Annotated in this window: 26 protein-coding genes, 1 tRNA gene and 2 pseudogenes; 19 read left to right on the top strand and 10 right to left on the bottom strand. The window is 69.6% G+C overall.

Features of this window, described 5'->3' with window-relative positions; genetic code table 11:
* Positions 1–3: 3 nt before the first annotated feature.
* The 3 genes and pseudogenes from sufC to M6G65_RS02670 all read right to left on the bottom strand — a co-directional run bounded on the left by sufC (position 4) and on the right by M6G65_RS02670 (position 3,683).
* The gene (sufC, locus tag M6G65_RS02680; RefSeq protein ID WP_238196498.1) at positions 4–756 is read right to left on the bottom strand and encodes a Fe-S cluster assembly ATPase SufC; all 753 of its coding nucleotides are present in this window, start codon (positions 754–756) and stop codon (positions 4–6) included.
* 223 nt (positions 757–979) lie between these two features.
* Complete coding sequence (gene sufB / locus M6G65_RS02675) at positions 980–2,449, bottom strand: Fe-S cluster assembly protein SufB (protein WP_238196499.1); 1,470 nt, start codon at positions 2,447–2,449, stop codon at positions 980–982.
* A gap of 68 nt (positions 2,450–2,517) precedes the next feature.
* Positions 2,518–3,683, bottom strand: a pseudogene (locus M6G65_RS02670) (cysteine desulfurase family protein).
* Positions 3,684–3,955: 272 nt separating this feature from the next.
* On the opposite strand from M6G65_RS02670, the gene M6G65_RS02665 reads away from it, so the two are divergent.
* From M6G65_RS02665 to M6G65_RS02655, 3 genes and pseudogenes are all read left to right on the top strand, one after another.
* Positions 3,956–4,612 carry an alpha/beta hydrolase gene (locus tag M6G65_RS02665; protein ID WP_192708591.1) on the top strand — a complete coding sequence of 219 codons (657 nt, stop codon included), beginning with the start codon at positions 3,956–3,958 and terminating at the stop codon, positions 4,610–4,612.
* 86 nt (positions 4,613–4,698) lie between these two features.
* The gene (locus tag M6G65_RS02660) at positions 4,699–5,085 is read left to right on the top strand and encodes a response regulator (RefSeq protein ID WP_192708590.1); all 387 of its coding nucleotides are present in this window, start codon (positions 4,699–4,701) and stop codon (positions 5,083–5,085) included.
* Between the two features lie 58 nt (positions 5,086–5,143).
* Positions 5,144–6,435: pseudogene (locus M6G65_RS02655) on the top strand (O-acetylhomoserine aminocarboxypropyltransferase/cysteine synthase family protein).
* Positions 6,436–6,565: 130 nt separating this feature from the next.
* Here the strand turns inward: M6G65_RS02655 and M6G65_RS02650 are convergent.
* The 3 genes from M6G65_RS02650 to M6G65_RS02640 all read right to left on the bottom strand — a co-directional run bounded on the left by M6G65_RS02650 (position 6,566) and on the right by M6G65_RS02640 (position 10,209).
* The gene (locus tag M6G65_RS02650; RefSeq protein WP_250103535.1) at positions 6,566–7,735 is read right to left on the bottom strand and encodes an acetyl-CoA acetyltransferase; all 1,170 of its coding nucleotides are present in this window, start codon (positions 7,733–7,735) and stop codon (positions 6,566–6,568) included.
* A 64-nt stretch (positions 7,736–7,799) separates the two neighbouring features.
* The gene (locus M6G65_RS02645) at positions 7,800–9,518 is read right to left on the bottom strand and encodes an IlvD/Edd family dehydratase (protein ID WP_238196503.1); all 1,719 of its coding nucleotides are present in this window, start codon (positions 9,516–9,518) and stop codon (positions 7,800–7,802) included.
* Between the two features lie 121 nt (positions 9,519–9,639).
* Complete coding sequence (locus tag M6G65_RS02640; RefSeq protein WP_250103534.1) at positions 9,640–10,209, bottom strand: NUDIX domain-containing protein; 570 nt, start codon at positions 10,207–10,209, stop codon at positions 9,640–9,642.
* Positions 10,210–10,359: 150 nt separating this feature from the next.
* Between M6G65_RS02640 and M6G65_RS02635 the strand changes: the two genes are divergently transcribed.
* The 8 genes from M6G65_RS02635 (at position 10,360) to M6G65_RS02600 (ending at position 15,003) form a co-directional block, all read left to right on the top strand.
* Positions 10,360–10,851: a hypothetical protein gene (locus tag M6G65_RS02635; protein ID WP_238196505.1), complete on the top strand. Its 492-nt coding sequence runs from the start codon at positions 10,360–10,362 to the stop codon at positions 10,849–10,851.
* A complete protein-coding gene (locus M6G65_RS02630; RefSeq protein ID WP_238196506.1) occupies positions 10,848–11,099 on the top strand; it encodes a monovalent cation/H+ antiporter complex subunit F in 252 nt (83 codons plus the stop codon). Before M6G65_RS02635 ends, M6G65_RS02630 begins: the two co-directional genes overlap by 4 nt.
* Positions 11,096–11,380, top strand: a complete 285-nt coding sequence (locus M6G65_RS02625; protein WP_238196507.1) for a monovalent cation/H(+) antiporter subunit G — start codon at positions 11,096–11,098, stop codon at positions 11,378–11,380. The genes M6G65_RS02630 and M6G65_RS02625 overlap by 4 nt, the downstream gene beginning before the upstream one ends.
* A complete protein-coding gene (locus M6G65_RS02620) occupies positions 11,377–11,628 on the top strand; it encodes a Na(+)/H(+) antiporter subunit B (protein WP_238196508.1) in 252 nt (83 codons plus the stop codon). The genes M6G65_RS02625 and M6G65_RS02620 overlap by 4 nt, the downstream gene beginning before the upstream one ends.
* On the top strand, positions 11,625–12,401 hold the full coding sequence (locus tag M6G65_RS02615) for an MnhB domain-containing protein (protein ID WP_238196509.1): 777 nt from the start codon (positions 11,625–11,627) through the stop codon (positions 12,399–12,401). The genes M6G65_RS02620 and M6G65_RS02615 overlap by 4 nt, the downstream gene beginning before the upstream one ends.
* A 2-nt stretch (positions 12,402–12,403) precedes the next feature.
* Positions 12,404–12,805 carry a sodium:proton antiporter gene (locus M6G65_RS02610; protein ID WP_238196596.1) on the top strand — a complete coding sequence of 134 codons (402 nt, stop codon included), beginning with the start codon at positions 12,404–12,406 and terminating at the stop codon, positions 12,803–12,805.
* Positions 12,802–14,556 carry a complex I subunit 5 family protein gene (locus tag M6G65_RS02605; RefSeq protein ID WP_238196510.1) on the top strand — a complete coding sequence of 585 codons (1,755 nt, stop codon included), beginning with the start codon at positions 12,802–12,804 and terminating at the stop codon, positions 14,554–14,556. The genes M6G65_RS02610 and M6G65_RS02605 overlap by 4 nt, the downstream gene beginning before the upstream one ends.
* A 198-nt stretch (positions 14,557–14,754) precedes the next feature.
* Positions 14,755–15,003: a DUF6894 family protein gene (locus M6G65_RS02600; protein ID WP_238196511.1), complete on the top strand. Its 249-nt coding sequence runs from the start codon at positions 14,755–14,757 to the stop codon at positions 15,001–15,003.
* A 39-nt stretch (positions 15,004–15,042) separates the two neighbouring features.
* Here the strand turns inward: M6G65_RS02600 and M6G65_RS02595 are convergent.
* The 3 genes from M6G65_RS02595 to M6G65_RS02585 form a co-directional block, all read right to left on the bottom strand.
* A tRNA-Thr gene (locus M6G65_RS02595) sits at positions 15,043–15,118 on the bottom strand.
* Positions 15,119–15,227: 109 nt separating this feature from the next.
* Positions 15,228–16,373: a 3-dehydroquinate synthase gene (gene aroB / locus M6G65_RS02590; RefSeq protein ID WP_238196512.1), complete on the bottom strand. Its 1,146-nt coding sequence runs from the start codon at positions 16,371–16,373 to the stop codon at positions 15,228–15,230.
* An 18-nt stretch (positions 16,374–16,391) separates the two neighbouring features.
* Positions 16,392–16,994, bottom strand: coding sequence for a shikimate kinase (locus M6G65_RS02585; protein WP_192708791.1), 603 nt, complete (start codon positions 16,992–16,994; stop codon positions 16,392–16,394).
* Between the two features lie 255 nt (positions 16,995–17,249).
* Here M6G65_RS02585 and M6G65_RS02580 point away from each other — a divergent pair, with 255 nt between their 5' ends.
* From M6G65_RS02580 to M6G65_RS02570, 3 genes are all read left to right on the top strand, one after another.
* The gene (locus M6G65_RS02580) at positions 17,250–17,402 is read left to right on the top strand and encodes a histidine kinase (protein WP_192708576.1); all 153 of its coding nucleotides are present in this window, start codon (positions 17,250–17,252) and stop codon (positions 17,400–17,402) included.
* Between the two features lie 65 nt (positions 17,403–17,467).
* Positions 17,468–18,343: a tyrosine recombinase gene (locus M6G65_RS02575; RefSeq protein WP_238196597.1), complete on the top strand. Its 876-nt coding sequence runs from the start codon at positions 17,468–17,470 to the stop codon at positions 18,341–18,343.
* A gap of 131 nt (positions 18,344–18,474) precedes the next feature.
* Positions 18,475–18,993: a MarR family winged helix-turn-helix transcriptional regulator gene (locus M6G65_RS02570; protein ID WP_238196514.1), complete on the top strand. Its 519-nt coding sequence runs from the start codon at positions 18,475–18,477 to the stop codon at positions 18,991–18,993.
* A 68-nt stretch (positions 18,994–19,061) separates the two neighbouring features.
* Here M6G65_RS02570 and M6G65_RS02565 read toward each other — a convergent pair whose 3' ends face one another.
* The gene (locus M6G65_RS02565; protein WP_192708574.1) at positions 19,062–19,427 is read right to left on the bottom strand and encodes a c-type cytochrome; all 366 of its coding nucleotides are present in this window, start codon (positions 19,425–19,427) and stop codon (positions 19,062–19,064) included.
* A gap of 294 nt (positions 19,428–19,721) precedes the next feature.
* Between M6G65_RS02565 and M6G65_RS02560 the strand changes: the two genes are divergently transcribed.
* The 5 genes from M6G65_RS02560 (at position 19,722) to M6G65_RS02540 (ending at position 22,365) form a co-directional block, all read left to right on the top strand.
* On the top strand, positions 19,722–19,967 hold the full coding sequence (locus tag M6G65_RS02560) for a hypothetical protein (protein ID WP_238196515.1): 246 nt from the start codon (positions 19,722–19,724) through the stop codon (positions 19,965–19,967).
* Positions 19,968–20,131: 164 nt separating this feature from the next.
* Positions 20,132–20,395: a hypothetical protein gene (locus M6G65_RS02555; protein ID WP_250103533.1), complete on the top strand. Its 264-nt coding sequence runs from the start codon at positions 20,132–20,134 to the stop codon at positions 20,393–20,395.
* A 112-nt stretch (positions 20,396–20,507) separates the two neighbouring features.
* The gene (locus tag M6G65_RS02550) at positions 20,508–20,765 is read left to right on the top strand and encodes a DUF6894 family protein (protein ID WP_238196516.1); all 258 of its coding nucleotides are present in this window, start codon (positions 20,508–20,510) and stop codon (positions 20,763–20,765) included.
* Positions 20,766–20,830: 65 nt separating this feature from the next.
* Entirely contained in the window at positions 20,831–21,046 is a 216-nt protein-coding gene (locus M6G65_RS02545) for a ribosome modulation factor (protein WP_238196517.1), read from the top strand.
* Complete coding sequence (locus M6G65_RS02540) at positions 21,046–22,365, top strand: MFS transporter (protein ID WP_238196518.1); 1,320 nt, start codon at positions 21,046–21,048, stop codon at positions 22,363–22,365. Before M6G65_RS02545 ends, M6G65_RS02540 begins: the two co-directional genes overlap by 1 nt.
* Positions 22,366–22,467 lie beyond the last annotated feature (102 nt).

Below are 22,467 nucleotides of genomic sequence, written 5' to 3'. Positions count from 1 at the left end.
GGTTCAGGCGGCCTCGCTGGTGCGGTACTCGGCGTAGCCGGAGGCCTCGAGCTCGAGGGCGAGCTCCTTGCCGCCGGTCTTCACGATCTGCCCCTTCGACATGACGTGCACGGTGTCGGGCACGATGTGGTTGAGCAGCCGCTGGTAGTGGGTGATGACGAGGAACGAGCGGCCCTGGTCGCGGAGCGCATTCACGCCCTCGGAGACGATGCGCAGGGCGTCGATGTCGAGGCCGGAATCGGTCTCGTCGAGCACGCAGAACTTCGGCTGCAGCAGCGCCATTTGGAGGATCTCCATGCGCTTCTTCTCGCCGCCGGAGAAACCGACGTTGAGGGCGCGCTTGAGCATCTCCTTGTTGATCTCGAGCTTGTCGGCCGCGCCGTTCACCGCCCGGATGAAGTCGGGGGTCGACAGCTCGGCCTCGCCGCGCGTCTTGCGCTGCGCATTCAGGCAGGCCTTTAGGAAGGTCATGGTGCCGACGCCGGGGATCTCCAGCGGGTACTGGAACGCCAGGAACACGCCGGCGGCGGCGCGCTCGTCGGCGGCCATCTCCAGCACGTTCTGCCCGTCGAGCAGGATCTCGCCGTCGAGGACTTCATAGTCCTCCTTGCCGGCGATGACGTACGACAGGGTCGACTTGCCCGAGCCGTTCGGCCCCATGATCGCCGCGACCTCGCCGTCGTTCACGGTCAGGTTCAGGCCGTTCAGGATGCGGTTGTCCTCGATCTGCACGACGAGGTTCTTGATTTCCAGCATGTCTTGGTAGTCCTGTTCGAATTCGCTGATTGTCCCCTGCCCCCGAGGCCTCGCTGCTCACGCACCCTGGCGTGACGAAGCGCGACGCGCTCTCCTCCCCCTCGCGGGAAGGAGCCGGAGATGGGGGTGGAGCAGAAGGCAGCGCCGCACTTTATCCGGCACCACCCCCACCCCTGCCCCTCCCCGCAAGGGGGGGGAGGATGCACACACCCGTTGAGGGCCCTCAGCCCACCGAGCCTTCCAGGCTGATCGAGATCAGCTTCTGAGCCTCGACGGCGAACTCCATGGGCAGCTGCTGCAGCACGTCCCGGACGAAGCCGTTGACGATAAGCGCGGTCGCCTCCTCCTCGGAGAGGCCGCGCTGCTGGCAGTAGAACTTCTGCTCCTCGGAGATCTTCGAGGTCGTCGCCTCGTGCTCGAACACGGCCGAGGCGTTCTTCGACTCGATGTAGGGCACGGTGTGCGCGCCGCACTGGTCGCCGATCAGCAGAGAGTCGCAGTTCGTGAAGTTCCGGGCGTTCGAGGCCTTCCGGTGCGCCGAGACGAGACCCCGGTAGGTGTTCTGCGAGCGGCCGGCCGAGATGCCCTTCGAGATGATCCGGCTCGTCGTGTTCTTGCCGAGATGGATCATCTTGGTGCCGGAATCGACCTGCTGCATGCCGTTCGACACCGCGATCGAGTAGAACTCGCCGCGGGAATCGTCGCCGCGCAGGATGCAGGACGGATACTTCCAGGTGATCGCCGAGCCGGTCTCGACCTGCGTCCACGAGATCTTCGAGCGGGCGCCGCGGCAGTCGCCGCGCTTGGTCACGAAGTTGTAGATCCCGCCCTTGCCCTCGTTGTCACCCGGGTACCAATTCTGGACGGTCGAGTACTTGATCTCGGCATCATCCAGGGCGACCAGCTCGACCACCGCGGCGTGGAGCTGGTTATCGTCGCGCTTGGGGGCGGTGCAGCCCTCGAGATACGAGACGTAGGAGCCCTTGTCGGCGATGATCAGCGTGCGCTCGAACTGGCCGGTGTCGCGCTCGTTGATGCGGAAATAGGTCGACAGCTCCATCGGGCAGCGCACGCCCGGCGGGATGTAGACGAACGACCCGTCCGAGAACACGGCCGAGTTCAGCGTCGCGAAGAAGTTGTCGGTCGCCGGCACCACCGAGCCGAGGTACTTCTGCACCAGCTCGGGATATTCCTGCACCGCCTCGGAGATCGGCATGAAGATCACGCCGGCCTTCGAGAGTTCCTTCTTGAAGGTGGTGGCCACCGAGACCGAGTCGAACACGGCGTCGACCGCGACGCGGCGCTCGGGGGCGATGCCCTCCAGCACCTCGACCTCGCGCAGCGGGATGCCCAGCTTCTCGTAGGTCTTCAGGATCTCGGGGTCGATCTCGTCGAGCGACATCGCCGCCGGGCGCTTGGGCGCCGCGTAGTAGTAGATGTCGTTGTAATTGACCTTGTCGTAGGCGACGCGGGCCCACTCCGGCTCCTTCATGGTCAGCCAGCGCCGGTAGGCGTCGAGGCGCCACTCCAGCAGCCACGCGGGCTCGTTCTTCTTGGCCGAGATGAAGCGGACGACGTCCTCGGAGATGCCCTTCTCGGACTTCTCCATCTCGATGGTGGTCTCGAACCCGTACTTGTACTGGTCGAGGTCGATCGAGCGGACCCGGTCAATGGTTTCCTGCACAGCAGGCATCAGCGTCTCCTAGGCATCGCCGGCGTCAAGGACCGGGAAGCGTCTGTCGGATAGCGGGGATGCGGCGCTCAGGCCGCCTGTCCTCGCCGTCTATATAGGGGCTGCAAGGCCCGTTCGAAGGCGTCGAGGAAGCATGCCACCTCCTCGTCCACCGTGTTCCAGCCGAGACTGACGCGCAGCGCCCCCGGCGAGATCGAATCCACGCCCATCGCCATGAGCGTCGCCGAGCGCGCGACCTTGCCCGACGAGCAGGCCGAGCCCGACGACACCGCCACGCCGGCGAGATCGAGGGCGATCAGGGCCGAGGGCGCGTCGAGCCCCGGGACCGAGAAACTCAGGGTGTTGGGCAGGCGCGGGGCACCGGCGGCGAACACCACGGCGTCGGGCGCCAGCGCTCGCACGCCGGCCTCGATCCGGTCGCGAAGCGCCGAGAGGCGGGCGGCCTCCCCGTTGAGAGTGTCGCGCGCGATCCGGGCCGCCTCCCCCATGCCGACGATCGCCGGCAGGCACTCGGTGCCGCAGCGCTGCCGGCGCTCCTGGCCGCCGCCGCGCAGGAAAGCGCTCTCCAGGGTCACGCCGTCGGCCAGCACCAGGACGCCGACGCCCTTCGGGGCCGCGAATTTGTGGCCCGACAGGGTGATCGCATCGAGGCCGAGCGCCGCCATATCGAGGGGAATCTTGCCGGCCGCCTGCACGGCATCGCTGTGAACAAGCGTCCGGCCATGCGCCCGCGCCAAGGCGACGACGTCGGACAGCGGCTGCACGGCGCCGGTCTCGTTGTTGGCCGCATGGACCGACAGAAGCACACGCTCCCCCGCCAGATCGGCGAGGCGTACCTCCAGGGCGGCGAGGTCGATCAAGCCATCCCGGGTCACCGGCAACTGGTCCACTGCCGCGTCCGCGAATCGATGGCCTGCGGCCACGCGGGATGCTCCGTCGCCGTGTGAAGAAGGCGGGTCGGGGCTGGCTGACCGTCACGGCGCAGGGCGCCGGACAGTGCGGCGTTCGCCGCCTCGGTCCCGCCGCTCGTGAAGATCACCTGCTCGGGCCGCGCGTTCACGAGCGCGGCGACCTGGGCGCGCGCGGCTTCCAGAGCGGCCCGGGCCGCACGCCCTTCCGCATGGATCGAGGACGGGTTGCCGGGAAGGGCTAACGCGCGCGCGACGGCTTCCACGACGGCCGGACGGACCGGCGCGGTGGCGTTGTAGTCGAGATAGGCGCGTGCCCGGCTCATCCGCGTTCCGTTGAAACCCCTGCTGCGGCGCGTCACAATTCCTTGCACGCGCACCGGCTCGCCGTGCTAAGGCGCGCCGAGAGACTGAGATACCGCCGACCAAGCTCGATCGGCGTGGCAGCCATCGCGACGCATCGGACGGCTTCTTTAGAACAGTTCTAATCGCCTAGAACTGTTCTAAGACTGCTTTTATGGTGGACGCGCGACGAGTCAAGGCTGCTGCGCCATGGGGCCGAACGCTGGCGCGGTTTCTCGAGAGTGAGAGACGAGCGATGCCCGAAGTCATCTTCACCGGCCCGGCTGGCCGCCTGGAAGGCCGCTACCAAGCTCCCAAGAAGCGCGGAGCGCCGATCGCAATCATTCTTCATCCGCATCCCCAGTTCGGGGGTACGATGAACAATCAGATCGTGTACAACCTCTTCTACACGTTCGCCAATCGCGGCTTCGCGGCCCTGCGCTTCAATTTTCGCGGGGTCGGACGGAGCCAGGGCTCGTTCGACCACGGGACCGGTGAGCTGTCGGACGCGGCCGCCGCGCTCGACTGGGTGCAGTCGGTCAATCCGGAGGCGAAGTCCTGCTGGATCGCCGGCGTGTCGTTCGGCTCGTGGATCGGCATGCAGCTGCTGATGCGCCGGCCGGAGATCGAGGGCTTCATCTCCATCGCCGCGATGGCGAACCGCTACGACTTCACCTTCCTGGCGCCCTGCCCGTCCTCGGGCCTGTTCGTGCACGGTTCCGAGGACCGGGTCGCGCCCGCGCGCGAGGTCATGCCGGTGATCGAGAAGGTGAAGACCCAGAAGGGCGTCATCATCGAGCACCAGATGGTCGAAGGCGCCAACCACTTCTTCGACGGAAAGGTCGAGGAGCTGACCCAGACGGTGGATACCTATCTCGATAAACGCCTCGGTAAGCGGGAAGAGGCAGCCTGACGCAGCCGGGCCCCGCGCCTTGACGGGGGAGCCCCGGAGGAATACGGCGCGGGCTTCGGAATTTGAGACTCACCTCCGCAGGTTCGATGTCAGAAAGCCCGTCCGATCATCCCGTGGTGCTTCTGGTGGAAGATGACGGCCTCCTGCTGATGGAGGCCTCGGACACCCTGGCGGATGCCGGCTTCACCGTGGTGGAGGCGAGCCACGCCGACAAAGCCCTCAAGGTGCTGGAGAACCGCGACGACGTCGGCGTCCTGATGACGGATGTCGACATGCCGCAGGGCTCGATGGACGGCTTCGCGCTCGCGCGCCTCGTGGCGCATCGCTGGCCGTCGATTCCGGTGCTGGTGGTGTCGGGCATGGGCACCCCTGGGCCCAACGACATGCCGGAGGGCGCGCGGTTCATCCCGAAGCCCTACGAGCCGACGACCCTGGTCCGGACCCTGCAGGCCTTCATCAGCCGCGCGGCGTGACCGACCGATCTGCTCGGGTTCACCCGCGGTCCGGACACCGAGAACCCGACCGAGAGCCATGACGGACAAGAACCGACCGCACCGTTTCGCGACCCGGGCCATCCATGCCGGGGCGGCGCCGGACCCCGCCACCGGCGCGCGGGTCCAACCGATCTACTTCACCAACGGCTTCGTCTTCGACTCGACCGAACAGGCGGCGGACATCTTTGCCGGGCGCCGGACCGGGTTCTCGTATTCCCGCGGCTCCAATCCCACCGTTGCCGCGCTGGAGCGGCGCATCGCCGACCTAGAGGGCGCCAAGGCAGGGGTCGCGGTGTCCTCCGGACAATCCGCCATGCAGCTCGTGCTGATGACGCTGATGCGTAGCGGTGACGCCTATGTCGCGTCCCCGCGCCTGTTCGGTGGGTCGCTGGGCCTGATGCGGCGTCTTGACGGGCGCTACAACCTGAAGCCCCGCTTCGCCCGCGGCATGGCGCCGGAGGACTTCGAGGCGGCGATCACGCCGGACTGCCGGGCCATCTTCTGCGAGTCGATCGTGAACCCGTGCGCCTCGGTGGTGGATCTCAAGGGGATCGCCGCGGTGGCCCGCCGTCACAATCTACCGCTCGTCGTGGACAACACCCTGGCCTCCCCGGCCCTGATCCGACCGATCGAGCACGGCGCCGACATCGTCTGGCACTCCACCTCGAAGTTTCTGAGCGGCTCCGGTCAGACCATCGGCGGCGTGATCTGCGATGCCGGCACGTTCGATTGGACGAAGGCCGGCGGGTACAACCTGATCACCGAGCCCTGGCCGGATTACGACGGGCTGGTCCTCACGCAGGCCTTCCCGGAGACGCCGTTCGCGGCGGCCTGCCGGTTCTTCGGCCTGCGCGATCTCGGGCCCGGGCTGTCGCCGATGAACGCGTTCCTGACGCTGATGGGCATCGAGACGCTACTCCTGCGCATGGAGCGGCACTGCGCCAATGCGCGGGCCGTCGCGGCCTTCCTGAAGGACCACCCGGCGGTGGCGTGGGTCAGCTACCCGCTGCTGCCGGGGCAACCTGGGAGGATCTCGCCCGGCGCTACACGCCGGACGGTCCGGGCTCGATCTTCACCTTCGCGCTCAAGGGCGGCGAGCCGGCGGCGCTGGACTTCATCGCCGGGCTGGAGCTGATCTCGCACCTCGTGAATATCGGCGAGATCAAGTCGCTGGCGATTCACCCGTCCTCGACCACGCACCGGCAACTGCCGGAGCACGAGAAGGCCGCTGCACTGGTGGGACCTGAGACCGTCCGGCTGTCGATCGGGCTGGAGAACGAGGCCGACCTGATCGCCGATCTCAAGCAGGCGCTGGACCGCCTCCTCTAATCCGTCATCGCGAGCGTAGCGAAGCGGCCCAGAGCCGCGCGATCTCGATCAAAGTGGCGCCGCTGGATTGCTTCGCTTCGCTCGCAAGGACGGCCACAGCGGGCGGAGCGCGGTCGCAACCGGAATGGCCTCAGCGGCGCCGCTCCAAGATCGACACGTAATTGGCCACCGCCGCGCCGCCCATGTTGAAGATCCCGGCGAGTTCCGCGCCGGGCACCTGCATCTCGCCGGCCTCGCCCATGAGCTGCAGGCAGGCCATCACGTGCATCGACACGCCGGTGGCGCCCACCGGATGGCCCTTGGCCTTCAGGCCGCCGGACGGGTTGATCGGCAGCCGGCCGCCCTTCTCGGCCAGCCCCTCGCGCACCACGCGAAAACCCTCGCCCGGGGCGGCGAGGCCCATCGCCTCGTACTCGATCAGCTCGGCGATGGTGAAGCAGTCGTGCGTCTCCACGAAGGAGAGGTCGTCGTTGCCGATCCCGGCCTGGGCCCGCGCCTTGTCCCAGGCCATGCGCGCCGCCTTGAACTCCGTCGGGTCGCGGCGGGACAGGGGCAGGATGTCGTTGACGTGCGCCCGGGCGCGGAAGCCGATCGCCCGCTCAAGGGTCTCGGCGGTCTCGGCATCGGCCACCACCAAAGCGGCCGCCCCGTCCGAAATCAGCGAACAGTCGGTGCGCCGCAGGGGCGCCGCCACGTAGGGGTTCTTGTCCGAAACCCGGTTGCAGAACTCGAAGCCGAGATCCTTGCGCAGTTGCGCGTAGGGATTGCCGACGCCGTTGCGGTGGTTCTTGGCGGCGATCCGGGCCAGCTCCTCGCTGCGGTCGCCGTAGCGCTGGAAGTAGCCCGCCGCGATCCGGCCGAAGACGCCCGCGAAGCCGCCCTCGATGTCCGCCTCCTCCTTCCGGTAGGAGGCGCCGAGCAGGATGTCGCCGGTCTCGGCCACGGTCTTGGCCGTCATCTTCTCGGCGCCGATCACCAGGGCCACGCGGCCCCGGCCGCTGTCGGCGAAGTCGAGGGCTGCGTAGAGCGCCGCCGAGCCGGTGGCGCAGGCATTCTCCAGGTGGGTCGCCGGCGCGTGGGCCAGCCCCGGCCGGTTCACGGCGACGAGGGAGCCCTCGAAACCCTGCTTCGAGAAGCCGGTGTTCATCGAGCCCACGTAGATGCCGTCGACCTGGGCTTCCTCGACGCCGGCATGGGCCAGCGCCTCGCCCGAGACGCGGGCGATCAGCCCCTCGACGTCGGGCTCCTCGAGCTTGCCGAACGGGGTGTGGGCCCAGCCCACGATGCAGGCGCGCGTCATCCGGTGATCTCCCGAGTCTCGCTCGGACGATGGGCCCGCACCTGCCCGCGATCAAGCGTGCCGATCAGCCCGGACTGCCCTCCGCCGTCAGGAAGTCGAAATCGCAGCCTTCCGGCGCCTGCGTGACGGTGCGCCGGTAGAGGGCCTTGTAGCCCCGGGTCGGGGCAGGCGGCGGCCGGTGGTCGGCCAGCCGCCGGGCGATCTCGTCGGGCTCGACAAGCAGGTCGATCCGCTTGTCGCGGATCGACAGCTTGATCCGGTCGCCGTCGCGCACCGCGGCGAGCGGCCCACCGATGGCGGCCTCGGGGGCGATGTGCAGCACGATCGACCCGAAGGCCGTGCCGGACATCCGCGCGTCGGAGATGCGCACCATGTCCTTCACGCCGGCCCGGGCCAGCTTCTTCGGGATCGGCAGGTAGCCGGCCTCCGGCATGCCGGCGGCGTGCGGGCCGGCATTCTGCAGGACCAGCACGTCGCCCGGCGCCACGTCGAGGTCGGGATCGTCGATCCGCCGGCTCAGGTCCTCGAGGCCGGTGAACACCACGGCCCGCCCCTCGGATTCGAACAGCTCCGGGGTCGCCGCCGCGCGCTTGAAGATCGCGCCCTCGGGGGCGAGGTTGCCGGTGAGGGCGACCAGCCCCCCGACCGGCGAGACCGGGTTGTCGAAGGGGCGGATCACCGCGCGATCGACCCAGCCGGCCGGCTCGTCCAGCCGCTCGGCGAGGGTGCGGCCCTCCACGTCCACGGTGTCGAGATGCAGGAGCGGCCGCAGCTCGCGCAGCAGCGCGCCCATGCCGCCGGCGGCGTGGAAATCCTCCATGTAGCCCTCGCCCACGGGCTTCAGATCGACCAGCACCGGCGTCTCGTCGGAGATCTGGTTGAAGCGCGCGTAGGGGATCCGGATGCCCAGCCGCCCCGCAACCGCCGTGAGGTGCACGATCGCGTTGGTCGAGCCCGAGACCGCCATCAGCACCCGGATGGCGTTCTCGACCGACTTCTCGGTGATGACCTGCGACGGCGCGATCTTCGACTGGATCAGGCGCACCGCGGCCCGTCCGGTCTCCTCGGCGGCGACCAGCCGGTCGGAATGCACCGCCGGGATCGCCGCCGTGCCCGGCAACGACATGCCGAGCGCCTCGGCGATGCACGCCATGGTCGAGGCCGTGCCCATCACCGCGCAGGTGCCGGCGGTGACGGAGAGCCGTCCCTCGACCTCGGCGATCTCCTCCGCGTCGACCGTGCCGGCCCGGTACTTCGCCCAGAAGCCCCGGCAATCCGTGCAGGCGCCGAGCCGCTGGCCCCGGTGCCGGCCGGTGGACATCGGACCGGTGACGAGCTGGATCGCCGGGAGGTCGGCGGAGGCCGCACCCATGAGCTGGGCCGGCACGGTCTTGTCGCAGCCGCCGATCAGCACGACCGCGTCCATCGGCTGGGCCTGGATCATCTCCTCCGTGTCCATGGCCATCAGGTTGCGGTACATCATGCTGGTCGGGTTGAGGAAAACCTCGCCGAGCGACACGGTCGGGAACGGCCGCGGCAGGGCGCCGGCCGCCAGCACGCCGCGCGAGACCGCCTCCACCAGCTCGGGCATGCCTCGGTGGCAGTTGTTGAAGCCCGAGGGCGTCATGGCGATGCCGACGACCGGCTTGTTCAGCAGGCCGACCGAGATGCCCATCGAGCGGGCGAAGGAGCGGCGCAGGTAGCGGGCGAAGTCACGGTCGCCGTAATTGGTCAGGCCGCGGTCGAGCCCGTGCGGCTCTGCGTGTCCGGCGTCTTCGCTCATGCCATCGATCCCTGGAACGTTTGCGTTGCGGGCGGTCAGCGCAGGTGGAAGGCGATCCACGCAACCCCGGCCAGCACCACGGCAGTCAGCAACCCCCGAGCGAGTACGCGATAGCGGATTCTCACGCCCGGAACAGCTCCGGATGGCGCGCGCGCAGCGCCAGGACCAGGGTGAGCGTCTTCAGGTCGGTGATCTCGGCCCGGTCGGCCAGGGCGGCGAGCTCGGCGAGTGGCATCTCGACGACCCGGATGTTCTCGTGCTCGCCCGCGGCACCGCCGCCCGCCTCCGCCCGGTCCGCCCGGCCGTAAGGCGCGAGGTAGAGGTGGATCTTCTCGGTTGTGAGGCTCGCGCAGGAATAGGTGGCGCCGACGAATTCCAGGCCTTGCAGGCGCAGGCCGACCTCCTCGAGCACCTCGCGGCGGGCGTTCTCTTCCGGGCTGCCGTCGCCGATCAGGCCGGCTGGGGCCTCCAGCTGGACCTGCTCCCCGGCCGCGAACAGCGGCGGCACCCGCAGCTCGCGCACGAGCGTGGCGACCTTCCGCTCGGGGTCGTAGGGCAGGATCCCGACCGAGTTACCGTGATCCTCGATCTCCCGCTCGACCACGGCGCCGTCGGCGAGGCGCACCTGCGCGAGGCCGAAACGGCTCCATCCCTCGTGGACGAAGCAGATGCTGAGGATCTCGGCCTTCATGATGCGCCCTCGCCCGCGGAACCGCCTTGCGCCGCGCTGTGCTTACACGAAGGCGTGTCCCCGGGTTCCGGGAACGGCTCCGCTCCGTGCCACGTTTCGGTCGGATCGGGCGTATGGCCACGCTCCCACGACGCGTTCCGGTCAGGATCGATGCGAGCAGGACCGATCAGCGGACTCAGGAGGCGGTCGACGCGTGACGGCGTCGCGATCTGGATCGCGCTGGTCCTCACCTACATGGTCTTCGCCGGTTCCGTGAGCGTGAACGAGGGCATGGCCGCTCTCGGCTGTGCCAGCCTGGCGACGCTCTGGTGGTGGGGCGTCGGGCGGCGCGGCGGCATACGCTTCCATTTCGGCCGGGACACGCTCCGGCCGCTCGGTCCGGCCATCCGCGACATGCCCCGCCAGACCGCCAAGGTCGGGCTCCACCTGCTTAAAGCCGCGCTCGGGCGCGCCGGTGGCGGAGCGACGCGGGAGCGCAGCGCGTCCGAGGTGGCCTGGGCCACGCCGGAGGGAGACACGGCTCCGGCCACGCGGGCCGTCGGGCTGCTGGCCGCCTCGCTGGCCCCGGACAGCTACGTGCTCACCCTCGACCGGGAGCACGGCACCGTGGCGACCCATGCCCTGGAGAACGACGCGCGATGAACCTCTGGACGGCCGCCATCCTGGCGCTGCTGCCGCCGCTCCTCCTCAGCGCGGCGCTGGCGTGGCGCGGACGGCCCGGCCAGCGCTTCGCCGCCTATCAGCTCACCGGCAGCGTCACGGTGCTGATCCTGACGCTCATGGCCTTCGCCACCGATCAAGCCTCGATCACCGACCTCGCCCTCACGCTGGTCCTGCTCAACCTGCCGGGCACGATGCTGTTCGGGGTCTTCCTGGAGCGCTGGATATGAACGTCGCGATCGGGGTGCTGCTGGCTCTCGCGGTGGCGGTGACGTGGCTCGCGGCCCTCGTCCTGTGGCGCCTGCCCCGGGCCCTCGACCGGCTGCACGCGCTCAGCTTCCTCAATGTCGCGGCCTCGGGGCTCGTTACGGTAGCGGCCTTCCTGGCCGACGGCTTCTCCGGGCGCTCCCTGAAGATCTTGGTGATGATGGTGGTGTTTCTCGCCTGGGCCGCGGTGCTCTCGCACGTGTCCGGCCGAGCCGTGCTGATGCGCGAGGGCCGCTCGGCATGACGGTGATCTTGCCGCTGCTGTTCCTGCTGACCGCCGCGTCCGGCACCGCGGTGGTCCTGGTGCGCGACCCCGCCCGACAGATCTTCGCGATCGCGGTCAACGGACTGGTTCTCACGATCCTGTTCGACGCCCTCCAGGCCCCTGACGTCGCCCTGTCGGAACTGGCGGTCGGCTCGGCGGCGGTGCCGCTGCTCTTCCTCGTGGCGCTGATGGCCGTGCGCACGCAGCCACCCGAGGAGAAGTCGTGAGCCCGCGCGTTCGCATCGCGCTGCTCGCGCTGGCGGGCCTGATCCTGCTGCCCGGGGCCGCCGAGGTCATCGCCGGGCTGCCGCCCTTCGGTGAAACCATCGCCCGGTACGGCGAACGCATCAACGCGATCACCCCGGAGGCGCGGCACGTCGCCAACATGGTGAGCGCGATCAACTTCGACCTGCGCGGCCTCGACACCCTCGGCGAGGAATTCATGCTGCTGGCCGCCATCACCGGGACGGTCGTCCTGCTGCGTGGCCGTCGCGGCGAGGGCCAGACCGGCCGCGCCATGCGCCGGCCCGGCCGCGCCGTGATCCCGCGCTCCGAGGCCGTGGTGCTCGCCTGCCGGATCGCCGGACCCCTCACCGCCCTGTTCGGCCTCTACGTGGTGCTGCACGCCACCGTCACGCCCGGGGGCGGCTTCCAGGGCGGCGTGATCCTCGCCTCGGGAACCCTGCTGATCTACCTCGGCGAGGGCTATGCCGGCTGGCGCGATGCCGTGCGCAGCCACTGGCTTGACGCGCTGGAGGGCGGCGGCGCGCTGCTCTTCGCCCTGTGCGGGCTGGCGCCGATGCTCATGGGCGCCGCCTTCATGCAGAACGTCCTGCCGCTCGGCACCTTCCGCGACCTGTTCTCCGGCGGCCTGATGCTGGTGGAGAACCTCGGCGTCGCGATGGCGGTGGCGGGCGGCTTCACCCAGCTCTTCCTCGAATTCATGGAGGAGACCCGCGAGGCGGACGCGCCCGAAGAGTCCGGAGAGGAATCCGCGTGAGCATGCTGCCCTACGCGGTCGCCGCGTGGCTGTTCGGAATCGGCCTCTACGGCATCGCCACCAGCCGCAACTTCATCCACCTCGTGGGCTGCCTCGGCGTCTGCCAGTCGGCGACCTACGTGCTCCTGCTGGGTCTCGGCTATCGTTGGGGCAGCATCGCGCCGATCTTCTACGACCACCCGCCGGGCACGCCCGCCGTCGATCCGGTGATGCAGGCGCTGGTGCTCACCGACATCGTGGTCGGCGCGACCCTCACGGCGCTTCTGCTCGTGCTGACGATCCAGGCCTACAAGCGTGGCGGCAGCCTCGATCCGGAGAAGCTCCGGCCGATGCGCGCCGGCGGCAAGTCCGGGCGCGGCCAGGGGTCGAGCCAGGTGAAGGACGGGGAGCGGACGGCTTCGTGACCGCCTTTCCCGCCGCTCTTCTGCCGCTGCCGGTCGCGATCCCGCTCGTCGTCTGCGCGGCGATGCTGGCGACCGCCCATCTGCTTCCGGGCCGCCTCCCCGACATCCTGGCGACGCTCGCGGCGCTCGGGGTCGCGCTCCTGTCCGCCATCATCGCCGCGCATGCCGCGGACGGGCCCCTCGTCTACTGGTTCGGGGGCTGGGAGCCGCGCGACGGTGTCCATCTCGGGATCGGCTTCTCGGTCGACGAGGCCAGCGGCTGGGTCGCGGCGTTCATCGGCCTGCTCTACGCGCTGACCTTCGTGTTCGCCTGGGGCTTCTTCGGCCGCACCCACGGGCACTTCCAGATCCTGATGCTGCTGTTCCTGGCCGCCATGGTCGGGTTCTGCTTCACCCGCGACATGTTCAATCTGTTCGTGTGGTTCGAGGTGATGAGCGTCGCCGCCTTCGCCCTAACGGCCTACCATCTGGAGGAGTCGGCGCTCGCAGGTGCCATCAACTTCACAGTGATCAACAGCCTCGCGGGCTTCCTGATGCTCGGCGGGATCGGACTGATCTACGCGCAGACCGGGACCCTCGACTTCGAGGGGATCGCGGCCGCGGTGGCGCGGGGCGGCCGTGATCCGGTGGTGGCCGGAGCCTTCTGCCTCGTCGCGGCGGCCCTGATGATCAAGGGCGCGATCGTGCCGTTCCAGTTCTGGCTTGCCGACGCCCACGCCGTGGCGCCGAGTCCGGTCTCGGTGATCTTCTCCGGGTCGATGGTCTCGCTCGGGCTGTTCGGCCTCGCGAAGGTGAGCGCCGTCGTGTTCGCGGGCTCCGATCAGGTCCAGCACGCGCTGCCGGTGCTCCTGACCGCGCTGGGCAGCTTCACCGCTCTGCTCGGCGGCTGGATGGCGCTGCTGCAGCGCCACCTCAAGCGGATGCTGGCCTTCTCGACGATTTCCCATGCCGGGATCATGCTCACCGGCATCGGCGCCCTCTCGGCGGACGGCACCGGCGGGACGCTGGTCTACGTGGTCGGCCATGGGCTGGTGAAGGGCGCCCTGTTCATGATTGCCGGCATCCTGCTGGCCACGCGGGCGAGCATCGACGAGATCGCCTTGCGCGGCCTCGGACGGGGCATCGGGCCGGCGGGGATCGCGATGGCGCTTGCCGGGCTGCTGCTCTGCGGCCTGCCGATCGGGGTGCTCGACCAGGGAACGCGCCTCGTCCAGGGGGCGCTGGCACAGCAGGGCCACGGGATTGCGCTGGCGGCCGGCGCCATCGGCGCAGCGCTGACGGGCGCCGCGGTCCTGCGGGCGGCAGGCCGCATCTTCCTCGGCCTCGGGCCGGATCCCGGCGACGAGGCCGGGGCGCCCAGCGAGGACGAGCGCGAGAAGGCCAACCGCCCCCTGTGGCTGATGCTGGCGCCCTGCTGCGCGCTGCTCGCCCTCGATGTCGGACTGCCGGCGAGCCTGATCGAGCATGCCCTGCCCCGGGCGGCGTCGGCCTTCATGCACCGCCCCGCTGTCGATGCCGTCGCCGAGGGTCCGGGCTGGCTGCCCTGGATGTCCGTGCTGGCGGCGCTGGCCGGCGCGGCCTACGGGCTGTTCCGTGACAGGCTGCCGGCGTTCGTGGTCCGATCGGTCGGCGCGACGCAATCGGCGCCGACGCGCGCTCTCGAAGCCCTGCATAGCGGCCTGATCGGCGACTACGCCGCCTGGCTGGCTGTCGGCGTGGCGGTCATCGTGGCCGTTCTGGCGTCGGTCTGATGGCGACGGAACACGCGGATGTCCCGGGCGGCAGGTCCCGCCCAATACCTGAGCTTGCTCGACCCGCTGACGCGCTGTCCAGCGCCTACGAGATCAAACGGCCGCACCTGCGCGAGACTACCTTGTTTCGCCGCGATGTGTAGAATGTGATTCGCTTTCGACGGATCGCGGTTCAATAACGCAATAAGGCGTTCGCGAATGCCTCGTTTCTACTTCGACATCCATGATGGCGAGCTGCTCCCCGACGAGGAGGGCACCGAGTGCGCGGATTTCGAAGCCGCCCGCGAGAAGGTGCTCGCCAGCCTGCCGGATGTCGCCGGCTGGATCACGCCTGTCGACAGTGACAATCAAGCCGTCTCGGTGCTGGTTCGGGACGAGACGGGCCGCGAAATCTATTCGGCGACGCTCACCTTCGCTGCCAGCAGGCTGGACCAAGCAGCCTCGTAGGCGGTGCGGTTCTCGGTGCGTGGAAGCAGAGCGAAGTGATGGTGCCGCAAGAGGGATTCGAACCCCCGACCCCCTCATTACGAATGAGGTGCTCTACCAGCTGAGCTATTGCGGCCCAGGCCCGGATCAGGGCCGTGAACGGCGCGGGTTTGGCCGCGCCGGGTGAGGCAGGCTCATAGCGGGCCGACCCGCGTTAGGCAAGGCCGGTCACGCCCCGAACGGCGTCAGGCGCGCTGCGCCGCGGCGAGTTCGTCGCGCAGGAACGCCGCCACCTCCGCGCGGTCCACGCCCGGTGCGATGAAGCTCTGGCCGATGCCGCGGGCGAGGATGAAGGTCAGCACCCCGTCTCGGACCTTCTTGTCCTGAGCCATCGCGTCGAGGATCGCCTCGGCATCACCGCACCCGCCGGGGACCGCCTGAAGACGGGTCGGCAGGCCCGCGAGCGCGAGGTGGTTGGCCACGCGGCCCGCGTCCTGGCCGGCGCAGAGGCCGAGCCGTGCCGAGAACCGGAAGGCCAGCGCCAGCCCGATCGCTACGCCCTCTCCGTGGACCAGCCGGGCCGGGTCGTAGCCGGTCAGGCGCTCGAGGGCATGACCGAAGGTATGGCCGAGATTCAGCAGCGCCCGCTCGCCGTCCTCACGCTCGTCCCGGGTGACCACCGCGGCCTTGGCGCGGCAGCAGGCGGCGACCGCTTCCTCGCGCTCCGGCCCGCCCGCGAAGATCCCGCGCCAGTTGGCCTCGCACCAGTCGAAGAAGCCGGAATCGGCGATCAGCCCGTATTTCGCGACCTCGGCGTAGCCGGCGCGCATCTCGCGCTCGGACAACGTGTCGAGGGCCGCCGTATCCGCCAGAACGAGGCGAGGCTGATGGAAGGCGCCGATCAGGTTCTTGCCGAGCGGCGCGTTGATGCCGGTCTTGCCGCCGACGGAGGAATCGACCTGGGCGAGCAGGCTCGTGGGCACCTGCACGAAGCGCACGCCCCGCCGCAGGGTCGCGGCCGCGAAGCCGGCGAGGTCCCCGACCACGCCGCCGCCCAGGGCCACGACGAGGTCGCCGCGCTCGACCTTCAGGGCCAGCAGGCCGTCGCAGACCTGCGCGTAGCCCGCGTAGGATTTCGACCCCTCGCCGGGCGCAACCGTCACGACGCCCGCCTGCAGGCCGGCCCGCTCCAGGCTCTCCGCCAGGCGTTCGGCGTAGAGCGCGCCGACGTTCTCATCCGTGACGATGGCGGCGCGGCGCCCCCCGAGGGCGGCCACCTGCGGGCCGGCGCTGTCGATCAGGCCGCGCCCGATCCGGATGTCGTAGGCGCGGCCCCCGTCGAGCGGCACGTGGACCGTCAGCGGATCCGGATTGGTGGAATGCTCGGTCACAGGCGGGCTCGCTCAAACCTACTGGGCGGCGACATGGATTGTGCCTTCGCCGTTGAGATGCGCGTCGAGCGCCTCCAGGACGTCCTGGACGACGCGGTCGTGCGACACTTCCCGGGAGATCACCATCACGTCGGCCGCGGCATAGACCGGGTGGCGGACCGCCATCAGGTCGCGCATCGTCCCCTCGGGATCCTCGGTCTGGAGGAGCGGCCGGTTCCCGCGCTTGCGCACCCGGCGCATCAGCACGTCGAGATCGGCCTTCAGCCAGACCGACACGGCCGATTCGGCGATGCGCACGCGCGTGGCCTCGCGCAGATAGGCGCCCCCGCCGGTCGCCAGCACCAGGGGGCCGGCCCGCAGCAGCCGCGAGATCACGCGCTCCTCGCCGTCGCGGAAGCTCGGCTCGCCGTAGATCGCGAAAATATCGGGGATCGTCAGGCCGGCGGCCGCCTCGATCTCGTGATCGGCATCCTTGAAGATCAGGCCGAGACGGCTCGCGAGGCGTCGGCCGACGGTGCTCTTGCCCGCACCCATCAGGCCGACGAGCACGATCGAGCGCACGCCCAGCGCGCGGCGCAGACGCGCCTCGATCGGTTCACCAACCTCGTCCTCCGCATTCATCGAAAGCTGCACCGCATCCGTGTGGCGTCCCCGCCTCCCCGACGGTCCCGGGCGCGTGGCACGGGACGGGCTGTCATCCTGCGGCAGGCTCTTAGCGCGATTCAAGCGCCCTGCGAAACGCATCGCTGTGTCGTTGTGGGCCTTGTCAGCGCCTTGTTCGCGTGATGGAAACCCGGCACCCGCGGCAACTCGGAGCAGGCCTCCGCTTGCCCCGACCCCCGCCGTCCGCGCCCGTCCGCCCGAGGTTCGACCGACGTGCCGACCCTGCTTCGTTTCTTTGCCACCCTCGCGATCCTGGCGGGCCTCGTCTTCGCGGCGATGTTCACGCTGGCGAACTTCGTCCAGCCGACGCCGCGGGAGATGACCGTCACCATCCCGGCCTCGAAGCTCCAGCCGGGCAACCGTTGAGCGAGGCCGACGCCGGTGTGGACGCCGTCCGGGCGCCCTGCCCCGAGGCTGCCGATTATCTCGACATGCTGGCGGCGGAGCGCGGCGCCAGCGGCAACACCCTGGCCGCGTACCGGCGCGACCTCGACGATTATCTCGGCTATCTCGACCGGGCCGGCATCGCGCTGGCCGATGTCGATGCCGGCACACTCAGGGCCTTCCTGATCGATCTCGAGAGCCGCGGATTGAAGGCGTCCTCGGCGGCGCGGCGCCTGTCCTGCGTGCGCGGTTTCCACAAGTTCCTGTACGCCGAGGGCGACGCTTCGGCCGACCCCAGCGTCGCGGTCTCGGGACCGCGTCGGGGCCGCGTGCTGCCCAAGATCCTGTCCGTCGCGGAGGTCGACCGCCTGCTCGCCACCGCGCAGGAGGCGGTCGCCGCCGAGCAACCACCGGGCCGGGCCCGCCGGGCACGCAGGATGCTCTGCCTGCTCGAACTGCTCTACGCGACCGGCCTGCGCGTCTCCGAGCTTGTCGCCCTGCCCCGGACCGCGGGGGTGAGCCGTGAGCGCTACCTCTTCATCAAGGGAAAGGGCGGCCGGGAGCGCCTCGTGCCCCTCACGGAGGCGGCCCGCACCGCCATGGCGGCCCATCTCGCGGCCGTGCCGGAGGAGTCCGCCTGGCTGTTTCCCGCCGATAGCGACAGCGGCCATCTGACCCGGCAGGCCTTCGCCCGGGATCTCAAGGCGGCGGCTTTGGCGGCCGGGTTGCGGCCCGATCGGGTCAGCCCGCACGTGCTGCGCCACGCCTTCGCAAGCCACCTTCTGCAGAATGGCGCCGATCTGCGCATCGTCCAGGAATTGCTCGGCCACGCCGACATCTCCACGACGCAGATCTACACGCACGTCCTCGATGAGCGTCTGAAGGCGATGGTACGCGATCTGCACCCGCTGATGGACGGCTGAACGCAACTTCGCGGCGAATGTCGCGCGGCTCTGTCGTCAGCACCAATTGTACAGGTTTGGCGAACTGCCTAAGAGTGGCCTTTCGCCATACCGGTATGTGAGACCGACTTTACCAGAGAGAGACCATTCCGATGTCAGGCCCGACTGCTTCGCAGAGCGGCGCTGAGCCGAACCCGGCGGGGCATGCGACGATCGATCAGCCATCGCAGCAGGACCGGCAGCGCCTCGACAACCAGCTGTGCTTCGCGGTCTACGCCGCCGCGCACGCCTTCGGCCGCGCGTATCGCACGCTCCTCGGTCGCCACGAGCTGACCTACCCGCAATATCTCGTGCTGCTCGTGCTGTGGGAGCAGGACGGCCTGTCGGTGAAGGAGATCGGCAACCGCCTGTTCCTCGACTCGGGGACGCTGACGCCGTTGCTCAAGCGCCTCGAAGCGTCAGGTCGCGTGCGGCGCGCCCGCGACCGTGTCGACGAGCGGCAGGTCAGCATCTTCCTGACCCCGGCCGGCGAGTCGCTGCGCGATGTCCTCGCCTGCATTCCCGACGAGGCGGGCGGCCTGACCGGCCTCGACATGCAGGGCCGCAAGAACCTGCTGCACGATCTCGTGACCCTCAGGCTCGGCCTTCAGACCGGGCTGATTCCGGAATAGCCGATCCCAATAGGCCCCGGGGCGGCCTGAGGCCGGCCCCGGGGTTTCGGCACGCGGCCGGTCCGACCTCAGGACTGCGTCTTAAGGTAGGCGATCACGTCGTTGATCTTCTTGTCGTCGGGGTAGCCCTGGAAGATCATCTTGGTGCCCGGCACCTTCGCCTTCGGGTTCTTCAGCCACTCGTGGAGCGTGGCCTCGTCCCAGGTCAGGCCGGAGTTCTTCAGCGCGGCGGAGTAGTTGTAGCCCTCATAGGTGCCCGCCTTGCGGCCGACGACGCCCTTCAGGTCCGGACCCACGCCGTTCTTCTGGAAGTTGTGGCACGCCTTGCACGGGGCGAACGCCTTCTCGCCGGCGGCCGCGTCGCCGGCCTCCTGGGCCTGAGCCGAAAGCGGGATCAGGGCGGCAAGGACGGCGCCGAGAACGAGTGAACGCATGGATTTCCTCCTGTTGGCCGCCGGCGCGGCAGCGCTGAAGGCAGAGCTTGCCTGCCTGGAACAGCTCTAAATGAATCCCCACGCACGGTGCAACGGCCTAGTCTCCTCAAGCCGCTGACCCGGCGCTGGATCGGCGCCCGCGTCCGGCCGCCGTCTGCCTCAACACGGAAGCTTCGGCATTGGCTCCCTGCGGCACTTGGAAGCTTCGAGACGCCAAGCGACGCTGCGATCGCGACGGCTTACGTCAGGGTGCCTTGTCGCCGTGAGCCCGCGCCCTGTAGGCTCACGGGCGCCGTGCCGCTGAACCAGAAACCGCTCCCGGAAAGCCTGACGCGCCTGCTCGTCGCGCCACCCCCGCGCGCGGCGCCGGCAGAGCCACACCGGACCAAGCGCCCGGCGCAATCCGAGGACCGGAACCCGGCGCAGAACGCGCGGCATGCAGCGCTGGAAGCGACGCTGCTGCGCGGCTTCGTCTACGGCCTGACGGGCATCGTCTGGCTGGTCGTGCTGGCGCTGACAGTGCGCCATCTGGCGCGCTGAGCGGGACGCGGGGCACGTGCGACACCTCCCTGTGGATAGTGGTAGCCGACCCTCTAAGCCGTCGACCTCACCGCTATCCCGTCATCGAAATCCGGTATCGAGGTGCGCGATAATGGAGGCGATCGATCCGGTCGCTTCGCGCGACCTGTACTGGGAACCAGATCATGAGCCTGACCGGACGCTTCTGGTTTCGGAAATCCTGGACCGGCCGCCTCATCCTCCTCGCCGAGGAAGAGCGCCCGCGCTGGTTCGGGCGCGGCGCTGGCAAGCCGCGCTGGCGCAACGCCAAGCTGATGGACTTCGCCGAGCCCGAGCTGCGTCCGCTGATGACCATGGAGAAGCATCACCGCGCGGGGGCGGCCTCGGCTCAGGTTCGGACGCTCCGGCCCGTTCCCTCCACGCCGGAGCCGAAGGCCGCCAACGGCTGAACGACCGGTCGGGGACGCGCCCATCATGGCGGGCGCTGTTCCGGCCGGCGTCGATCACCACTTGGGAGGTCTGCACCCGTCAGGGCGCGCTTCTGAGCCGGTGACGAAGCCCATGCCACGCTACTTCTTCCACACCCAGATCGGCGAGGACGTGATCACCGATCCCACCGGGATCGAGCTGCGCGATCCGGACGAGGCCTGGGAGAAGGCCCGCGCGACGGTCCGCGCCGCCCTACGCTCCCCCCAAGAGCAGGCTCGGCTGATGGCGGCCTGCCTGGTCGTCGCCGATGCCGCGGGCGAGGTGGTCTTCGAATTTCCGTTCAGCGAGGCGGTCACGCTGCCCGCGCCGGAGGATCCCACGGTTCACTGACAGCGGCGGTCCGACAACCGCGCCCTACATCGCGCCGGACGCGATGGACGAGGAGCCGCGACAGGATGGATACACCCCCCAACGATCTCGACGCACGGGCACTCGGCCGCGCCGCGCCCCTGAAGGGCTTGGCCCGCGAGGCCTGCCCCTATGCCGAGGGGACAGAGGCGCGCACGCTCTGGCTGGCCGGCTACGATGACGCCGTGAAGGCCGGCGTCGAGCCCGTCACCGGCGGGATCGCCAAGGATCCGGTCCACACGCCGTCCGGCCCGGTGCGCTGATGGACGCGCGGACCAGATCGAGTCTCGCCGCGCCCATGCACCCGGCCCTGAACCGCAAGGCGGTGGGTGCCGTGGTACTCGGCAACGCGCTCGAATTCTACGACTTCACCGTCTACGCCTTCTTCGCCAAGGCGATCGGCGAGGCGTTCTTCCCGGCCAACGACCCGACCCACAGCCTGCTCGCCTCGCTGGCCCTGTTCGGCATCGGCTACGTCATGCGGCCGATCGGGGGCGCGCTGATCGGCGCCTTCGCGGACCGCGCTGGTCGCAAGCCCGCAATGCTGATCACCATCGCGCTGATGGCGGTCGGCATGCTGATGCTGGCGGTCTGCCCGTCCTACGCCACGATCGGCGGCTGGGCGCAGGTCATCGTCATCGCCGGCCGGCTCGTTCAGGGCCTCGCGCTCGGCGGCGAGGTCGGCCCGTCGACGGCCTACCTGCTGGAGGCCGCGCCTCCGGACCGGCGCGGCTTCGTGACGAGCTGGCAGATTGCCAGCCAGGGTTGCGCCGCCCTGTTCGCCGGTCTCGTGGCGACCACGCTGGCGCTGACGGTCGGGGACCGCGCCATGGCGGAGTGGGGCTGGCGGCTGATGTTCGCGCTCGGCCTGTGCGTGGTTCCGGTGGGCCTCGTGATCCGCAGCCATCTTCCGGAGACGGCCGGCGCCGAGGAGGATCCGCACGCGGCCGCCTCGACGCTCGCGGTGGTCGGGCGGCTGCTTCGCGAGCACGGCCGGCTGCTCGGTCTGACCTTCCTGGTCATAGCGGCCTCCACGGTCTCGAATTCCGTCGGCACCAACATGCCGGTCTATGCCGGCGCGACGCTCGGCCTCAGCGAGACCGCGTCCACGGCGGTGCCGATCGCGCTGGGCCTCGCCTCGGTGGTGTTCCCGCTGCTCGGCGGCTGGCTCGCAGATCGTGTCGGGCGGCGGCCGGTGATGATCTGGCCGCGGGCGCTGATCCTGGTCCTCGCCGTCCCGGCCTTCGCCTGGGTGCTGCACGCCCCGAGTGCGGCGAGCGTCTACGCGGTGACGTTCCTGCTCTCGGCCCTGTCCTCGATCAACGCCGCGGCGGTGATCGTCGGCATCCCCGAGGCGCTGCCGCGGGCGGTGCGCAGCGCCGGCCTGTCGATCGTCTACGCGGTGGCAGTCTCGGTGTTTGGCGGCAGCACCAACTATCTCGTGAACTGGCTGATCGCCGCGACCGGCGACCGGCTCGCGCCCGCCTACTACCTCGCAGCCTTCAGCCTCGTCGGCACGATCGCCGCGCTGCTGCTGCCGGAAACCCGGGGGCGCGATCTCGACGCCGATACGGCGGCGTAGCGGCGGGCGGGAAACGCCGTTCGCGGGCCTGCCGGTCGAAGCCGGCAGGTCGCTCATTGCAAGTCGCTGCGCTGTTGGTTCAGCTGCCATTTCGTCATCCCG

The organism is Methylobacterium tardum, from assembly GCF_023546765.1.
Lineage (GTDB): Bacteria > Pseudomonadota > Alphaproteobacteria > Rhizobiales > Beijerinckiaceae > Methylobacterium > Methylobacterium tardum.
The sequence above is the reverse complement of the archived record's forward strand: the minus strand, read 5'-3'. Positions and strand labels throughout refer to the sequence as shown.

Excerpts from the sequence above, each read along its gene's own strand:
- sufC (WP_238196498.1), bottom strand. The coding sequence starts at position 756 with ATGCTGGAAATCAAGAACCTCGTCGTGCAGATCGAGGACAACCGCATC.
- sufB (WP_238196499.1), bottom strand. The coding sequence starts at position 2,449 with ATGCCTGCTGTGCAGGAAACCATTGACCGGGTCCGCTCGATCGACCTC.
- M6G65_RS02665 (WP_192708591.1), top strand. The coding sequence starts at position 3,956 with ATGCCCGAAGTCATCTTCACCGGCCCGGCTGGCCGCCTGGAAGGCCGC.
- M6G65_RS02660 (WP_192708590.1), top strand. The coding sequence starts at position 4,699 with ATGTCAGAAAGCCCGTCCGATCATCCCGTGGTGCTTCTGGTGGAAGAT.
- M6G65_RS02650 (WP_250103535.1), bottom strand. The coding sequence starts at position 7,735 with ATGACGCGCGCCTGCATCGTGGGCTGGGCCCACACCCCGTTCGGCAAG.
- M6G65_RS02645 (WP_238196503.1), bottom strand. The coding sequence starts at position 9,518 with ATGAGCGAAGACGCCGGACACGCAGAGCCGCACGGGCTCGACCGCGGC.
- M6G65_RS02640 (WP_250103534.1), bottom strand. The coding sequence starts at position 10,209 with ATGAAGGCCGAGATCCTCAGCATCTGCTTCGTCCACGAGGGATGGAGC.
- M6G65_RS02635 (WP_238196505.1), top strand. The coding sequence starts at position 10,360 with ATGCGAGCAGGACCGATCAGCGGACTCAGGAGGCGGTCGACGCGTGAC.
- M6G65_RS02630 (WP_238196506.1), top strand. The coding sequence starts at position 10,848 with ATGAACCTCTGGACGGCCGCCATCCTGGCGCTGCTGCCGCCGCTCCTC.
- M6G65_RS02625 (WP_238196507.1), top strand. The coding sequence starts at position 11,096 with ATGAACGTCGCGATCGGGGTGCTGCTGGCTCTCGCGGTGGCGGTGACG.
- M6G65_RS02620 (WP_238196508.1), top strand. The coding sequence starts at position 11,377 with ATGACGGTGATCTTGCCGCTGCTGTTCCTGCTGACCGCCGCGTCCGGC.
- M6G65_RS02610 (WP_238196596.1), top strand. The coding sequence starts at position 12,404 with ATGCTGCCCTACGCGGTCGCCGCGTGGCTGTTCGGAATCGGCCTCTAC.
- M6G65_RS02600 (WP_238196511.1), top strand. The coding sequence starts at position 14,755 with ATGCCTCGTTTCTACTTCGACATCCATGATGGCGAGCTGCTCCCCGAC.
- M6G65_RS02585 (WP_192708791.1), bottom strand. The coding sequence starts at position 16,994 with ATGAATGCGGAGGACGAGGTTGGTGAACCGATCGAGGCGCGTCTGCGC.
- M6G65_RS02575 (WP_238196597.1), top strand. The coding sequence starts at position 17,468 with ATGCTGGCGGCGGAGCGCGGCGCCAGCGGCAACACCCTGGCCGCGTAC.
- M6G65_RS02570 (WP_238196514.1), top strand. The coding sequence starts at position 18,475 with ATGTCAGGCCCGACTGCTTCGCAGAGCGGCGCTGAGCCGAACCCGGCG.
- M6G65_RS02565 (WP_192708574.1), bottom strand. The coding sequence starts at position 19,427 with ATGCGTTCACTCGTTCTCGGCGCCGTCCTTGCCGCCCTGATCCCGCTT.
- M6G65_RS02555 (WP_250103533.1), top strand. The coding sequence starts at position 20,132 with ATGAGCCTGACCGGACGCTTCTGGTTTCGGAAATCCTGGACCGGCCGC.
- M6G65_RS02550 (WP_238196516.1), top strand. The coding sequence starts at position 20,508 with ATGCCACGCTACTTCTTCCACACCCAGATCGGCGAGGACGTGATCACC.
- M6G65_RS02545 (WP_238196517.1), top strand. The coding sequence starts at position 20,831 with ATGGATACACCCCCCAACGATCTCGACGCACGGGCACTCGGCCGCGCC.
- M6G65_RS02540 (WP_238196518.1), top strand. The coding sequence starts at position 21,046 with ATGGACGCGCGGACCAGATCGAGTCTCGCCGCGCCCATGCACCCGGCC.